The following is a 15041-nucleotide window of genomic DNA, read 5'->3' on the forward strand; positions in this document are numbered from 1 at the left end:
ATATTAAATAAATAAAAAATTAATTATAATATATTTATATATATGATTTTTAATTTAAGATAATATAATAAATATTTTAAATTAATAGTTTTATTACATAAAAATAATATTAGATCAGTAGTTAAGGATTAATTAATAATGTTAAATGTTATTGAATTATCAAGATTACAATTTGCACTAACAGCAATGTATCATTTTATATTTGTTCCTTTAACATTAGGTATGTCTTTTTTATTAGCTATAATGGAAACTTTATACGTTTTATCCGGAAATATAATATACAAAGACATGACACAGTTTTGGGGAAAATTATTTGGTATAAATTTTGCTTTAGGAGTAGCTACCGGTTTAACAATGGAATTCCAATTTGGAACAAATTGGTCATATTATTCACATTACGTAGGAGATATTTTTGGTGCTCCATTAGCAATTGAAGGATTAATGGCTTTTTTTCTAGAATCAACTTTTGTTGGTTTATTTTTTTTAGGATGGAATCGTTTAAATAAAATTCAACATATGATTGTAACATGGTTAGTAGCAATTGGTTCTAATTTTTCTGCTTTATGGATTCTTATAGCTAATGCTTGGATGCAAAATCCAATATCTTCTCATTTTAATTATAAAAATATGAGAATGGAAATGGATAATTTCTGGAATCTAATTTTAAATCCTGTAGCTCAATTAAAATTTGTACATACTGTTTCAGCAGGATATACAACAGCATCAATATTTATAATTGGTATTAGTTCTTATTACCTATTAAAAAAAAGAGATATTATATTTGCAAGAAAATCAATAATTATAGCTTCTAGTTTTGGTTTAGCTTCTATTTTTTCTGTAATAGTTCTTGGTGATGAATCAGGATATCAATTAGGAGAAACACAACAAATTAAACTTGCTGCTATTGAAGCAGAATGGGAAACACAAAAACCACCAGCATCATTTACTATAATAGGATTTCCTAATCAAAAATATCAATTAAATAAATATTCAATAGAAATACCATATTTATTAGGTTTAATAGCTACAAGATCTACAGATATTCCTATTTTAGGAATTAAAGATTTAATTAAAAATAATGAATTAAAAATTACTAATGGTTTAAATGCATTAATTATACTTGAAAAAATACAAAATGGTAAAGCTGATAATAATCATATAAATTATTTTAATAAAGTAAAAAAAGATTTAGGATATGGTTTTTTAGTAAAACAGTATACGAATGATATAAAACATGTCAATATTAATCAAATTAAAAAAATTGCTATAAATACTATACCATTAGTCTTTCCTTTATTTTTTGCTTTTAGAATTATGGTTCTTTCTAGTATTATTTTATTAATTACTATTATTTTAGTATTTATTAACATATTAAATAATAAATTAATAAATAAAACATATTTATTAAAATTTTGTTTATATATAATTCCATTACCTTGGATTGCATCTGAATCAGGATGGTTTATTTCAGAATATGGAAGACAACCATGGGCAATAGATGAAATTTTACCTACATTTATGGCTGGTTCATCAATTAAAATGATTGATGTTTTATTTTCTACTATTACTATTTTAATTTTTTATACAATATTATTATTAATTGAGTTATATTTAATGTTTAAAATAGCTCGTATTGGTCCTAGTAACTTAAATACAGGAAAATATCATTTTGAAAAAAAAAATATTTCTAATAAATTATGATTTTTATATAAATTATATACTATAAATAGGTTATTTTAAATGTTAGATTATAATGTTTTACGTATAATTTGGTGGTTTTTAATTGGATTCTTAGTTATTGGATTTCTTATTACTGATGGTTTAGATATGGGAGTAGGAATTTTATTATTTATAATAGGTAAAAATAATATTGAAAGACGAATTATGATAAATAGTATTGCCCCTCATTGGGATGGTAATCAAGTTTGGTTAATTACAGTAGGAGGGGCTTTATTTGCAGCTTGGCCTATTGTTTATGCTACACTTTTTTCTAGTTTTTATATACCTATGATAATAATGTTATTATCTTTATTTTTACGTCCTGTAGGATTTGAATATCGTTCTAAAATAAAAAATTATAAATGGCAAAAAATATGCGATATACTAATTTCTATAGGCAGTATTATTCCTCCTATTATAATAGGAATAGCTATGGGTAATTTATTAAAAGGCATTCCTTTTTATATTGATAGATATTTTCGTATCCATTCTGAATTACATTTTTTAAATTTATTTAATATATTTAGTATAATAATTAGTCTTACTAGTATCACTATGTTTATTAATCAAGCATCTACTTATTTACAATTTAGAATAAATGATAAATATATTAATTATAGAACTAATATTATCACTCAAATATCATCGATAATGTTAATTATCTTTTTTATACTATCTTTTATTAATACTATGTTCTATATTAAAGGATATAAAATAATAACATTAATAGAAAATAATTTTAATAATATTGTTAAAAAAGAAATTTTACATTCATATGGATTCTGGTTTTCTAATTTTCAAAAACATTATTATTTATTAATAATACCATTATTATGTTTAATATTACCAATTTTTACAATTATATTTTCACGATATAAAAAAAAATTAATGACTTTTATTAGTTCTTCATTAACTATTATATTTATAGTATGTACTATAGGTATTACAATGTTTCCTTTAATTATACCTTCTAATATTATGCCATCACATAGTCTTACTATGTGGAATGCTACATCAAGTAAACTTACATTAAATATAATGTTATATGCAGCTGTTATTTTTGTACCTATTATTTTAAGTTATACTTTTTGGTGTTATAAGAAAATGTTTTATCCGATTACTAGAGAAGAAATTAAAAATAATACAAATAATTATTATTAATAAAATTTAATTAAAATGGCGATAAATATGTGGTATTTTACATGGTTTATAGGTGTGTTATTAGCATGTTTTTTTAGTATAATAATTACTTTAACTATAGAATATAAAGAAAAATAAATAATAAAAATATTATTTATTAAAAAAATAAAATACTTAGTATTTTAATAAATTTAATAATTAAAATTAAATATTAATTTAATTTTAAACTTATTATGAGATAATTTTTTTATATATGATAATATGTTATTATTCAAGCATATATTTAATATTATTTATAATATATTGATAAAAAATAATTTTTAATAAATTTATTAATATTAAAAAATAAATATATTACATATATAATGTATTTAATATTTAAATTAATAATAATATATTTATTTTATAGTATATTCAAATAAAATATTTTAAATAAAGAATGAATAATTCAAATAAATATAACGCTGATGCTATTGAAGTATTAGAAGGATTGGATCCTGTAAGACGTAGACCAGGAATGTATACAGATCTTACTAGACCTAATCATTTAGGTCAAGAAGTAATTGATAATAGTGTAGATGAAGCATTATCTGGTTATGCAAAAAATATTGAAGTAATTTTATATAAAGATCAATCATTAGAAATTATTGATGATGGTAGAGGTATGCCTATTGATATACATCCTCAAGAAAAAATTCCTGCTATTGAACTTATTTTATGTCGTTTACATGCAGGAAGTAAATTTTCTAATAAAAATTATAATTTTTCTGGTGGATTACATGGGGTTGGAATTTCTGTAGTAAATGCATTATCAAAAAGAATGAAAGTTACTATATTTCGTTATGGTAAAATTTATACTATAATTTTTGAAAATGGATATAAAATACAAGATCTTAAAGTAATAAATCATACTAAAATAGTAAATACTGGAACAAAAATAAGATTTTGGCCTAATGAATGTTTTTTTGATCATTCTACTTTTTTAGTTTCTCATTTAATAAATTTATTAAAAGCTAAAGCTGTATTATGTCCCGGATTAAAAGTATATTTTAAAAATAAAAATACACAAGATAATTATTATTGGCATTATAAAGATGGTTTATCTGATTATTTGATCAATTCTATTAAAAATGTTACTACAATACCTAATATTCCATTTAAAGGAAAATATTGTAATGATAAAAAACATATAGATTGGGCTTTATTTTGGGTTCCAGAAAGTAATCATTTTATTACAGAAAGTTATGTTAATTTAATTCCAACAACATATGGAGGTACACACGTTAATGGATTACGTTTAGGATTATTAGATGCTATGCGTAATTTTTGTCATTTTCATAATACTTTACCTAGAAATATTAAATTATTAGGAGAAGATATTTGGAATCATTGTTCTTATGTTTTATCTATAAAGATTCAAGATCCACAATTTACTGGACAAACTAAAGAAAGATTATCTTCACGTCAATGTACAATATTTGTTTCTAATATTATTAGAGATTCTTTTATTTTATGGTTAAACCAAAATATTGAAATTGGAATCTATTTAGCTGATATGGTAATTTCTAATGCTCAAAAACGTATTAGAGAATCAAAAAAATTAGTTAAAAAGAAAAATAATATTAGTTCCATATTACCTGGTAAATTAGCTGATTGTATAATTCATAACTCTAATAATACAGAACTTTTTTTAGTAGAAGGAGATTCTGCAGGAGGATCAGCTAAACAAGCTAGAGATAGATATTATCAAGCAGTTATGCCTTTAAAAGGAAAAATTTTAAATACATGGGAAATTAATTCTGAAGAAATTTTATCTTCACAGGAAATATATGATATTTCTCTTGCAATAGGAATTTATCCTAATAATAATGATCTAAAAAAATTAAGATATAATAAAATTTGTATTTTAGCTGATGCTGATTCTGATGGATTACATATTGCAACATTATTATGTGCTTTATTTATTCGTCATTTTTTTCCATTAGTAAAAGAAGGTCATATTTATGTTGCTATGCCTCCTTTATATCGCATTGATTTAGGAAAAGAAGTATTTTATGCTTTAGATGAAAATGAAAAAATTACTATTTTAAATAAATTAAAAAATAGAAAAAATAAAATTAATGTTCAAAGATTTAAGGGATTAGGGGAAATGAATCCTATACAATTAAGAGAAACAACATTAAATCCTGTTAGTAGAAGATTAGTACAACTTATAATTAATAATACTGATAAAGAAATAAATAAGTCATTATCCATTATGGATATGTTACTTTCTAAAAAAAGAGCAGAAGATCGTCGTAAATGGTTACAAAAAAAAGGTGATATTTCTAATATATAAATTGAAAAAATAATTTATATTATGAGTTATTTTAAGAAATTTAATCATATTAATATTTTATTATATATTATAATAATTTTAGTATATTAACTAACTAGATAATAAAAATTATTTAATTATAAAATATTTCATTTTCTATATTAAAATATTAATTAAATTATAAATAATAAAATTATATTTTATATTATAATAATTTTGATATATTAATTATATTAAAAATTTTAAAATTTTTTTGTTATTAACAATAATATTTAATAAATCGAATTAAAATAATATTACTATTAAAGTAATTATTTAATAACTTTAACTAATAAAATAATTTAATCAAATAATATAATATATATTTATATATAATTTTTATTAAAATAAGGAATAATAAACCATGTCAGATAATTTATATAATGACGTGGATCCAATTGAAACTAATGATTGGATGCAATCTATAATATCAGTTATAAAAGAAGAAGGTATTGAAAGAGCTAAATTTTTACTTAAAAAATTAATAATACATGCTAACAAATATGGAGTAAATTTAAGTACAAAAAATAATAATTATATTAATACTATTCCATTAGAAAAAGAACCTATATATCCTGGAAATATTATTTTAGAAAAAAAAATAAGATCTTTTGTTCGTTGGAATGCAATTATGATGGTTTTAAGAGCTTCAAAAAAAAATTTAGATTTAGGTGGTCATATTTCATCTTTTCAATCTGCAGCACATATTTATGAAGTTTGTTTTAATCATATTTTTCATGCATCTAATAAAAATAATATTGGAGATTTAATTTATTTTCAAGGACATATTTCTCCAGGAATATATTCTAGAGCTTTTATTGAAGGAAGATTAAATACAAATAATCTTGATAATTTTCGTCAAGAAATATTGGGTGATGGTTTATCATCATATCCTCATCCTAAACTAATGCCTAATTTTTGGCAATTTCCTACTGTATCTATGGGTTTAGGTCCTATATCATCAATATATCAAGCAAAATTTTTAAAATATCTTAAAAACAGAAAATTAAAAGATACATCTAAACAAAAAATTTTTACATTTATAGGTGATGGTGAAATGGACGAACCTGAATCTAAAGGTGTTATTAATATAGCAGCTCGTGAAAAATTAGATAATTTAATTTTTATTGTAAATTGTAATTTACAACGTTTAGATGGTCCTGTTTATGGTAATGGAAAAATTATTAATGAATTAGAAGATATTTTTTTTGGTGCTGGATGGGAAGTAATTAAAGTAATTTGGGGACATAAATGGGATTCATTACTAAAAAAAGATAAAACTGGAAAATTAATTCAATTAATGAATGAGACAATTGATGGAGATTATCAAAATTTTAAATCTAAAAATGGTAATTATATAAGAAAAAATTTTTTTGGAAAATATAAACAAACATTAGATCTTGTAAAAAATATGTCTGATAAGGAAATTGAACAATTAAATTATGGTGGACATGATTCAAAAAAAATTTATGCTGCATTTAAAAAAGCATATAGTATTAAAAATAAACCTATAATAATATTAATACATACAATTAAAGGATATGGATTAGGAAATATAGCAGAAAGTAAAAATATAGCACATCAAATAAAAAAAATGGATTTAAATACAATTAAATATATTAAAAATAGATTAAATATACCAATTAATGATGTAGATTTATATTCTTTGCCTTATATTTCTTTTAGTAAAAATTCTAAAGAATATCAATATATTCACCATCAAAGAAAAAAATTAGGAGGATATATTCCTTCTAGAAGAAGAAATTTTAGTGAAAAATTAATATTACCTTCTCTATCTGATTTTAATTCCTTATTTAAAAAACAAGATAAAAAAATATCTACTACTATAGCATTTATAAGAATATTAAATATAATGTTAAGAAATAATAATATTAAAAATAGAATTGTACCTATTGTTGCAGATGAAGCACGTACATTTGGTATGGAAGGTTTATTTAGACAAATAGGAATTTATAATTCTAATGGATTAAATTATGTACCACAAGATATAAATTTATTAGCTTATTATAAAGAAGATAAAAAAGGACAAATTTTACAAGAAGGTATAAATGAATCAGGAGCATTTGCTTCTTGGTTAGCTGTAGCTACATCTTATTCTACTAATAATTTTCCTATGATACCCTTTTATATTTATTATTCTATATTTGGTTTTCAAAGAATAGGTGATTTTTGTTGGGCTGCTGGAGATCAACAAGCACGAGGTTTTCTAATAGGAGCAACTTCTGGAAGAACGACATTAAATGGTGAAGGATTACAACATGAAGATGGTCATAGTCATATTTATTCTTTAACTATTCCTAATTGTATTTCATATGATCCAGCATATGCATATGAAATAGCTATAATTATATATAATGGTTTACAAAGAATGTATGGTAAAAAACAAGAAAATATATATTATTATATTACTACTACAAATGAAAATTATTCTATGCCTGAATTAATTCCTAACTTAAATATTGAGTACGGTATATGTAAAGGAATTTATAAATTAAAAACGATAAAAGGATATGTAACTACTATTCAATTATTAGGATCAGGATCAATATTACGTCATGTTATTAAAGCTGGAGAATTATTATATAAAGAATATAATATAGGATCTAATATTTTTAGTGTAACTTCTTTTACAGAATTAGCTAGAGATGGTCAAGATTGTGATAGATGGAATATGTTACATCCATTAGAAAAAAATCGTATTCCATACATTACAAGTATAATGAATAATGAACCAACAGTTGCTACAACTGATTATATGAAAATTTTTGCAGAACAAGTTCGTAAATATATACCATCAAATAATTATATTGTTTTAGGAACAGATGGTTTTGGTCGTTCTGATAGTCGTAAAAATTTACGTGATTTTTTTGAAATTAATAAGTTATATATTGTTTTAGCAATATTAAATATGTTAGTTAAATTAAAATTAATTAATAAAAAATTAATATTACATTTTATTAAAAAATATAATATTAATATGAATAAAAATAATCCTAGAATATCATAAAAAGGAAAAATATGAATATAGAAATAAAATTACCAGATATAGGAATTGAAGAAATGAAGGTTACTGATATTCTAGTAAAAGAAGGAGATAATATACATAAAGATGATTCTATTATTGTTATAGAAGGAGAAAAAACTTCTATGGATATACCTTCAACACAAAATGGTATTGTAAAAAAAATAAAAGTATCAATTGGAGATATAATACGTACTGGTAGTATAATTTTAGAGTTAAGTAATAATATTTTAAAAAAAAATAATGATAAAATTATTATTCCTAATAATATTAAAGAAAAAATCTATAAAAATGATATTAATATAATAATTAATAAAATAATTATTCCTAATATTAATAATAGTTTAATGAAAATAATTAAAATTTTTGTAAAAGAAGGAGATAAAATTTATAAAAATAATCCATTGATTACATTAGAAAATAATACAAATAATATAAATTTACCATCACTTTATAATGGTATTGTAAAAAAAATAATAATTAAAATAGGTGATAGTGTTAGATCAGGTGATACTATAATGTTGATTTCTACTAGTATATCTAAAAATATACAAGAAAATCATACAAATAATTTTTTTCAAAGAGATAGTATTCATGCTTCTCCTTCAATTAGAAAAATAGCAAGACAATTAAATATTAATTTATTAAATATAAAAGGTAGTGGTAATAAAAATAGGATATTAAAGGAAGATTTATTGAAATATATTTCAATAAATAATAATCAAAATAATACTTCTCTTACATCATCTTCTATTTATTTTAAAAAATTTGGTGAAATAGAAGAAAAAGAAATGAATAATATTCAAAAAATATCAAGTATAAAATTGACTAAAAATTGGATAAATATTCCTCATGTTACACAACATATTGAAGCTGATATAACTACATTAGAATCATTTAGAATTCAAAAAAATGATGAATTTAATAAAACGAATAAAAATATTAAAATTACATTATTAAGTTTTTTAATTAAAATATCTGTATATGCTTTAAAAAAATATCCTATATTTAATTCTTCTTTATTAGATAATAAAAAAATTATTTTAAAAAAATATTATAATATAGGAATTGCTATGAATACTGATCAAGGATTATTAGTACCTATTATATTTAATTTAATGAATAAAAATATTATTGATATTTCACAAGAATTAATTTTATTATATAAAAAAGCTATTTTAGGTAAATTAATTCCTAGTGATATGCAAGGTGGATGTTTTACATTATCTAATTTAGGTAAAAAACCAGGTACGTTTTTTACTCCTATAATTAATTCACCGGAAATAGCAATTTTAGGAATATCTCAAGCTAATATTAAACCAGTATGGAATGGAAAAAAATTTATTCCTCGTCTTATGTTACCATTATCTTTATCCTATGATCATAGAGTTATAAATGGTGTTGAAGCAATTACTTTTTTAAATTATATTTGTGATTTAATATATGATATTAGAAATTTATTAATGTAATAAAATAAACTAATTTATTAAATTTATTAGTAATTAATTATAGAGATAATTATGAGTACAAAAATTAAAACTTCAGTAGTTGTAATAGGAGGAGGACCTTCAGGATATTCTGCTGCATTTCGTTGCAGTGATTTAGGGATAAAAACTATAATAGTAGAAAATTATTTAAATTTAGGAGGAGTATGTTTAAATGTTGGATGCATACCTTCTAAAACATTATTACATATAGCAAAATTAATAAAAGAAAATAAAAAATTTGTTGAAAAAGGTATTTTAAATAATGTACCGAATTTAAATATAGAAAAAATTATTTCTTGGAAAAATAAAATAATAAAAAAATTATCTAACGGATTACAATTTCTTGCACATACTAGAAAAGTAGATATTATCAATGGTATAGGTATTTTTGAAACACCAAATATTCTTAATATAAATAATAATGATAATAAATATCAAATAGAATTTGAACATGCTATTATTGCTACAGGATCTCATCCTGTAAAATTACCATTTATACCTTACGGTGATGATAGAATATGGGATTCTACAGATGCTTTATTATTAAAAAAAATTCCTAAAAAACTATTAATTTTAGGAGGAGGAATTATTGGTTTAGAAATGGCAACTATTTATCATGCTTTAGGTTCAGATATTAATATTATTGAAATGTCAAATAAAATTTTACCATCAGTTGATGATGATATTATTCAAATATATAATAATAATATTAAAAATGAATTTAATATTATGTTAAATACAAAAATTATATCTATAGATAGTAATAAAAATCTATTACAAGTTTATATGACTGATGATAATAATAAATCTATTTTTTCTAAAAAATATGATGTTATTTTAATAGCTGTAGGAAGAATACCAAATTCAAATTTTATTAATAATAATTTATTTAATATTGAAATTGATAATAATGGATTTATTAAAGTTAATGATCAAATGAGGACTAATATTCCTAATATATATGCAATAGGAGATGTAATAGGACATCCTATGCTTGCTCATAAAGGAATACACGAAGGTCATTTAGTAGCAGAAATTATTGCTGGAAAAAATCACTTTTTTATTCCAAAAGTAATACCTTCAATTGCTTATACTGATCCAGAAATAGGTTGGGTAGGAATAACAGAAAAAAATGCAAAAATTAAAAATATAAATTATGGAATCTCTTGTTTACCATGGAATTCTTTAGGTAGAGGACTATGTTCTAATGCAGAAAATGGTTTAACAAAATTAATTTTTGATAAAAATACTAATAAAATTATAGGTGGTTTAGTTATTGGGTATAATGCTGGTGAATTATTAGGAGAAATTAGTTTAGCTATAGAAATGGGGTGTGATGCAGAAGATATATCATTAACTATACATGCTCATCCAACATTTTATGAATCTATAGGAATAGCTACAGATATATTCTTAGGTTTAGCAACAGATGTGTTAAATAAATAATAAAATTAATTATTACTTTAATATTTTTAAACATAATTAATTATTTCAATAATTAATATCATCTATCTGATATATGATTGTTTTATTCTAAATAATTATCAAATTAATTTAAAAATATTAGAGTGATAAAAAATTTATTTAAAATTTTATTTTTTTATTAAATTTAACTTATATATTTATTAATATTAATTATTAAATAAATTATTTTTATTTTTAATAAAATTATTTTTTTATCTTAAATTAATTTTATAATAAAATATCTTTAATAATTTTATAATAAATTTTACCTAATAAATAAAGATCATTAATATTAACACATTCATTAATTTTATGAATAGTAGAATTGATAGGTCCTAATTCTATTATTTGTGATTTACTTTTAATAAGAAAACGTGCATCAGATGTACCACCATCATTAATAATTGTTGGATTTACATTATTTATAATTTTAATATTTTTTTTGACAATATTTATTAAATTTTTTGTATTTAAATTAGTTTGTTTAGATAAGCTTAAAAATGGTAATCCACTAATATTCCATTTTATATTAAATTTTTTAATATGTTTTTGAATAATTTTAGTAAAAATATTTAAAATATCTTTATAACTAATTTCATTATTAAAACGAAAATTTATTTTTAATAAAATATCATCAGGAATAATATTATTTATATTTTTTTTTATAGATGATATCATGTGTGTAATTTGCATACTAGTTTTAGGAAAAAATTTATTTCCTTTATCCCATTCAATTAATAATAACTCATTTAAAGCAGGAATTATCTGATGAATTGGATTATTTGCTAATTTATGATAAGCAACATGACCCTGCATACCTTTTACTATTAAATCAATATTTAAAGAACCTCTTCTACCATTTTTTATATTATCTCCTAATATTTTTTTACTTGTAGGTTCTCCTAATATAAAATAATCTAATCTTTCTTTTCTATTTATTAATTTTTGAATTATTTTTTTAGTACCATTAGTAGCCATTCCTTCTTCATCAGAAGTAATTAAAAAAGCTAAACGACCATTACAACAATTAGAATATTTATTAAAAAATAATTTAGCTGCAATAATCATCGCAGCTAAAGATCCTTTCATATCAACAGAACCACGACCGTATAATATATTATTTTTAATAATACCTTGAAAAGGATTATATTTCCAATTTTTTAGATTTCCTGGAGGTACAACATCTGTATGTCCAGCAAAAACAAGTGTATTAGATATATGAATATTAATATTATTACTATATGCCCAAAAATTTTTAGTATCTTTTATATTTAAAACTTCTATATTAAAATTTAATTTATTTAAATAAGAAATTAAAATATTTTGACATCCAGCATCATTAGGACTGATAGAAGGACAATCAATTAATTTTTTTGCTAATGTTACTATTTGATTTAACATATTTTTTATTATTTTAAATTATATTAATTAAATGATTTTTTATTAAAAATATAAAATACTATTTTTTATAGATAGGATTTTGTAAGGCTAATAACCATACTTCTTCTATTTTTTTTACAGGAAAAATCTTTAAATCTGTAATAATATTTTTAGGTATTTCTTCTAAATCTCTTTTATTTTTTTCAGGAATTAAAACAGTATGTACTCCTCCTCTATGAGCAGCTAATAATTTTTCTTTTAATCCTCCTATAGGTAAAATTTGTCCTCTTAATGTAATTTCTCCTGTCATAGCTATATTAGCTTTTACAGGATTATTAGTTAAACATGATATAAGTGCTATACACATTGCAATTCCAGCACTAGGTCCATCTTTAGGTGTAGCTCCTTCTGGAACATGAACATGTATATCTAATGTTTTATAAAATGTATTATTTATACCTAATATTTCTGATCTTGATCTCACTACAGTAAGTGCTGCTTGTATTGATTCTTGCATTACTTCACCTAAAGAACCTGTATATGTTAATTTTCCTTTTCCAGGAATACATGCAGTTTCAATTGTTAATAAATCTCCTCCAGATTCTGTCCATGCTAATCCAGTAACTTGTCCAATAAGATTTTCATTTTCTGCTTTACCATAATCAAATTTTTGTACTCCTAAATATTGTTTTAAATTTAAATTATCTATTTTAATAGATTTAATATTTTTATTTATTAAAATATTTTTAACCGCTTTTCTACATAAAGTAGATAATTCACGTTCTAAATTACGTACTCCAGATTCTCTGGTATAAAATCTAATTATGTCTATAATAGCTGTATTATGTATTGTTAATTCATTTTTTTTTAAAGCATTTCTATTAAATTGCTTTGGTAACAAATATTTTTGAGCTATATTTAATTTTTCATCTTCAGTATATCCTGATAATCTAATAACTTCCATTCTATCTAATAAAGGTGATGGAATATTGATAGATGAATTAGAAGTAGCTACAAACATAACATCAGATAAATCGTAATCAACTTCAAGATAATGATCATTAAAAGAAATATTTTGCTCTGGATCTAATACTTCTAATAATGCTGCAGCAGGATCACCTCTCATATCATATGATATTTTATCTATTTCATCTAATAAAAGAAGAGGATTCTTAACACCTATTCTAGATATTTTCTGAATAATTTTACCAGGCATAGAACCTATATATGTACGTCTATGACCTCTTATTTCTCCTTCATCTCTAATTCCTCCTAATGCCATTCTAATAAATTTTCTTCCAGTTGTTTTAGCAATAGATTTTCCTAATGATGTTTTTCCAACTCCAGGTGGTCCTACTAGACATAAAATTGGTCCTCTGATTTTATTTGATCTATTTTGTACTGCTAAATATTCTAAAATACGTTCTTTTACATTTTCTAATCCAAAATGATCAGCATCTAATGTTTTTTTTGCTTTAGATAAATCTTTTTTTAATCTACTTTTATTATTCCATGGTATTTGTACTAACCATTCTATATATCCTCGAACTACTGTTGCTTCTGCTGACATTGGAGACATCATTCTTAATTTTTGTAATTCTAATTCAGCTTTTTCTTTAGCTTCATTAGGCATCTTAGCTAATTCTATTTTTCTTTTTAATATTTCATTTTCATCAGTATTATCATCCATCTCTCCTAATTCTTTTTGAATAGCTTTTATTTGCTCATTTAAATAATATTCCCTTTGACTTTTTTCCATTTGTTTTTTTACTCTATTACGAATTTTTTTTTCAACTTGTAATAAATCAATTTCTGATTCCATAATAGCCATAAGATATTCTAATCTTTCATTAATATTAGACATTTCTAAAATTAATTGTTTATCTTTTAATTTTAAAGGCATATGTGAAGCAATTGTATCTGCTAATTTTGCTGCATTATTTATATTATTTAATGATGTGAGTACTTCTGGAGGTATTTTTTTATTTAGTTTAATATAACTTTCAAATTGATTAATAGCTGTTCTTACTAAAACTTTTTGTTCTTTTTCTTCAATATTTGGAGAATCTATATAGATTGCTTGAGCAGTAAAATAATTTCCATTATCGGAAAGAGTTATTATATGAGCTCTTTGTAATCCTTCTACTAATATCTTTACAGTACCATCTGGTAATTTTAACATTTGTAAAATAGAAGTAATAGTACCAACAGAAAATAAATCATTAATACCAGGATCATCATTAGATGCATCTTTTTGAGCAACTAACATAATTTTTTTATCATTATCCATAGCAGATGATAAACAACGAATAGATTTTTTTCTGCCAATAAATAAAGGAATGACCATATGAGGATATACTACAACATCACGTAATGGCAACACAGGTATTACAATATGTTCTGAATGCTCAGAATTCATAGAGCTCTCTCTTTATTTTTTTGATAAATTTTA

General features: G+C 21.9%; 9 protein-coding genes. 7 read left to right on the forward strand and 2 right to left on the reverse strand.

All coding sequences use genetic code 11. The annotated features are described in order from the left end of the window. Positions 1-138 precede the first annotated feature (138 nt). From GJT83_RS01100 to lpdA, 7 genes are all read left to right on the forward strand, one after another. Positions 139-1701, forward strand: coding sequence for a cytochrome ubiquinol oxidase subunit I (locus GJT83_RS01100; protein ID WP_168892618.1), 1563 nt, complete (start codon positions 139-141; stop codon positions 1699-1701). Between the two features lie 39 nt (positions 1702-1740). Continuing rightward, positions 1741-2880 carry a cytochrome d ubiquinol oxidase subunit II gene (cydB, locus tag GJT83_RS01105; RefSeq protein WP_168892619.1) on the forward strand — a complete coding sequence of 380 codons (1140 nt, stop codon included), beginning with the start codon at positions 1741-1743 and terminating at the stop codon, positions 2878-2880. 15 nt (positions 2881-2895) lie between these two features. Continuing rightward, positions 2896-2997 (forward strand): cytochrome bd-I oxidase subunit CydX, encoded by a 102-nt coding sequence (gene cydX, locus GJT83_RS01110; RefSeq protein ID WP_425482444.1) that lies wholly within the window; start codon positions 2896-2898, stop codon positions 2995-2997. A 301-nt stretch (positions 2998-3298) separates the two neighbouring features. Continuing rightward, positions 3299-5197, forward strand: coding sequence for a DNA topoisomerase IV subunit B (gene parE / locus GJT83_RS01115; protein ID WP_168892620.1), 1899 nt, complete (start codon positions 3299-3301; stop codon positions 5195-5197). A gap of 382 nt (positions 5198-5579) precedes the next feature. Next, positions 5580-8243 (forward strand): pyruvate dehydrogenase (acetyl-transferring), homodimeric type, encoded by a 2664-nt coding sequence (gene aceE / locus GJT83_RS01120; protein ID WP_168892621.1) that lies wholly within the window; start codon positions 5580-5582, stop codon positions 8241-8243. Between the two features lie 11 nt (positions 8244-8254). Next, the gene (locus tag GJT83_RS01125) at positions 8255-9727 is read left to right on the forward strand and encodes a 2-oxo acid dehydrogenase subunit E2 (RefSeq protein ID WP_168892622.1); all 1473 of its coding nucleotides are present in this window, start codon (positions 8255-8257) and stop codon (positions 9725-9727) included. Between the two features lie 51 nt (positions 9728-9778). After that, positions 9779-11191, forward strand: a complete 1413-nt coding sequence (gene lpdA / locus GJT83_RS01130; protein WP_168892623.1) for a dihydrolipoyl dehydrogenase — start codon at positions 9779-9781, stop codon at positions 11189-11191. A gap of 246 nt (positions 11192-11437) precedes the next feature. Here lpdA and dapE read toward each other — a convergent pair whose 3' ends face one another. Further along, the gene (dapE, locus tag GJT83_RS01135; protein WP_168892624.1) at positions 11438-12610 is read right to left on the reverse strand and encodes a succinyl-diaminopimelate desuccinylase; all 1173 of its coding nucleotides are present in this window, start codon (positions 12608-12610) and stop codon (positions 11438-11440) included. Between the two features lie 58 nt (positions 12611-12668). Then, positions 12669-15008: an endopeptidase La gene (gene lon, locus GJT83_RS01140; protein ID WP_168892625.1), complete on the reverse strand. Its 2340-nt coding sequence runs from the start codon at positions 15006-15008 to the stop codon at positions 12669-12671. Between the last annotated feature and the right edge of the window lie 33 nt (positions 15009-15041).

It is taken from the genome of Enterobacteriaceae endosymbiont of Plateumaris pusilla (assembly GCF_012562765.1).
Taxonomy (GTDB): Bacteria; Pseudomonadota; Gammaproteobacteria; order Enterobacterales; family Enterobacteriaceae.

Bases quoted from the DNA above. Each gene is read 5' to 3' on its own strand.
- GJT83_RS01100 (WP_168892618.1), top strand. From the start codon at position 139: ATGTTAAATGTTATTGAATTATCAAGATTACAATTTGCACTAACAGCA.
- aceE (WP_168892621.1), top strand. From the start codon at position 5,580: ATGTCAGATAATTTATATAATGACGTGGATCCAATTGAAACTAATGAT.
- lpdA (WP_168892623.1), top strand. From the start codon at position 9,779: ATGAGTACAAAAATTAAAACTTCAGTAGTTGTAATAGGAGGAGGACCT.
- parE (WP_168892620.1), top strand. From the start codon at position 3,299: ATGAATAATTCAAATAAATATAACGCTGATGCTATTGAAGTATTAGAA.
- GJT83_RS01125 (WP_168892622.1), top strand. From the start codon at position 8,255: ATGAATATAGAAATAAAATTACCAGATATAGGAATTGAAGAAATGAAG.
- lon (WP_168892625.1), bottom strand. From the start codon at position 15,008: ATGAATTCTGAGCATTCAGAACATATTGTAATACCTGTGTTGCCATTA.
- cydX (WP_425482444.1), top strand. From the start codon at position 2,896: ATGGCGATAAATATGTGGTATTTTACATGGTTTATAGGTGTGTTATTA.
- dapE (WP_168892624.1), bottom strand. From the start codon at position 12,610: ATGTTAAATCAAATAGTAACATTAGCAAAAAAATTAATTGATTGTCCT.
- cydB (WP_168892619.1), top strand. From the start codon at position 1,741: ATGTTAGATTATAATGTTTTACGTATAATTTGGTGGTTTTTAATTGGA.